Origin of the sequence: uncultured Mycobacterium sp. (assembly GCF_964249325.1) — a bacterium.
In the GTDB taxonomy this organism is placed as follows: Bacteria; Actinomycetota; Actinomycetes; order Mycobacteriales; family Mycobacteriaceae; genus Mycobacterium.
Window position 1 is genome coordinate 1 of the sequence record NZ_CAXUCH010000224.1, and the last position, 1361, is coordinate 1361.

At 69.2% G+C, this 1361-nt stretch carries 2 protein-coding genes; both read left to right on the forward strand.

What is annotated here, in order from left to right; genetic code table 11:
- The coding region (locus tag ACFE99_RS20650; protein ID WP_375488275.1) for an amidohydrolase family protein at positions 1–372 on the forward strand (372 nt) is incomplete at its 5' end.
- Positions 366–1361, forward strand: a 996-nt coding sequence (locus ACFE99_RS20655; RefSeq protein ID WP_375488276.1) for an amidohydrolase family protein, incomplete at its 3' end; no start/stop codon positions are given. The genes ACFE99_RS20650 and ACFE99_RS20655, both read left to right, overlap by 7 nt.

The following is a 1361-nucleotide window of genomic DNA, read 5'->3' on the forward strand; positions in this document are numbered from 1 at the left end:
GGGCTGGGCTGGGCGGCCATGCTTGCCGACCGGGCCGACTTCGTGCTCGCCCACTCCGCGTCCGGACGGGACGCCGGGTCGTGGAAGAGCGATCTGCTGCCCAGCGAGGTGCTGCACCGCAACTTCTGGTTCTGCTCGATCGACGACCCGCACGCGTTCGGCGCGCTGGATGCCCTTGGGACCGACCGCATCCTGGTGGAAAGCGACTACCCGCACGCCGATTCCACCTGGCCCGACACCCAGCAGGTGGTGGCGCGCAACGTCGCGGGCCTCTCGGGCGAGGATGCCGCCCGCATCACCCACCGCAACGCCGCGGAGCTGTTTCGTCACCCGCTGCCGGATAGCAGGTGGCTCGAGGAGGGCCCGTGCTAGATCTGTTGATCCGCGACGCCGAGATCGTCGATGGCACCGGCGTTCCCGCCCGACACGGTGATGTCGGCGTCAAGGACGGCCGCATCGTCGCGGCGGGTGCAAACGTCAGTGAGCCGGCCTCGAAAACCGTTGATGCGCAGGGGCTCACGCTTACGCCAGGTTTTGTCGACCTGCACACGCATTACGACGCACAGCTGTTCTGGGACCCCACCGCCAGCCCGTCGGTGCAGCACGGCGTCACCACCGTCTTCGGCGGCAACTGCGGCTTCACCCTGGCGCCCGCCGCCGCCGAGCAACAGGATTACCTCACCCGGATGCTGGCGCGGGTCGAAGGCATGCCGCTGGACGCGCTGCGGGCCGGGCTGGACTGGCAGTGGTCGTCGTTCGGCGACTGGCTGAAGCGGTTCGACGGCCACATCGCCATCAACGCCGGCTTTCTGGTCGGGCATTCGGCGCTGCGGCTGGCGGCGATGGGCGACGACGCGGTCGGCGGCACGGCAACCGCTGAGCAGATCGAGCGGATGGTGGCGTTGCTCGAGGATGCGTTGAATGCGGGCGCACTGGGGTTTTCGACATCGCAGTCGCATACCCACAACGACGGTGCCGGCCAGCCGGTGCCGTCACGGGCCGCATCCCGCGACGAACTGGTGGCGCTGGCCGCCGGTGTGCGCACCCATCCGGGCACCACGCTCGAGGCGATCGTCCCGGGCTGTCTGTCCGGCTTCACCGACGACGAGATCGCGCTACTCACCGACATGTCGGTGGCCGCGGACAGACCGCTGAACTGGAATGTGCTGGGCGTGTCGGCGGCGAATCCCGCCGGACATAAACGACAACTGCACGCCTCCGAGGTCGCCGCCGAGCGGGGCGGCCGCGTGGTGGCCCTCACGCTGCCGCACGCCATGACGATTCGGCTGTCGTTTTTGACCGGCTTTGTGCTCGACGGGCTGCCCGGCTGGCGGGACACCATGCACCTGCCGGTACCCGAG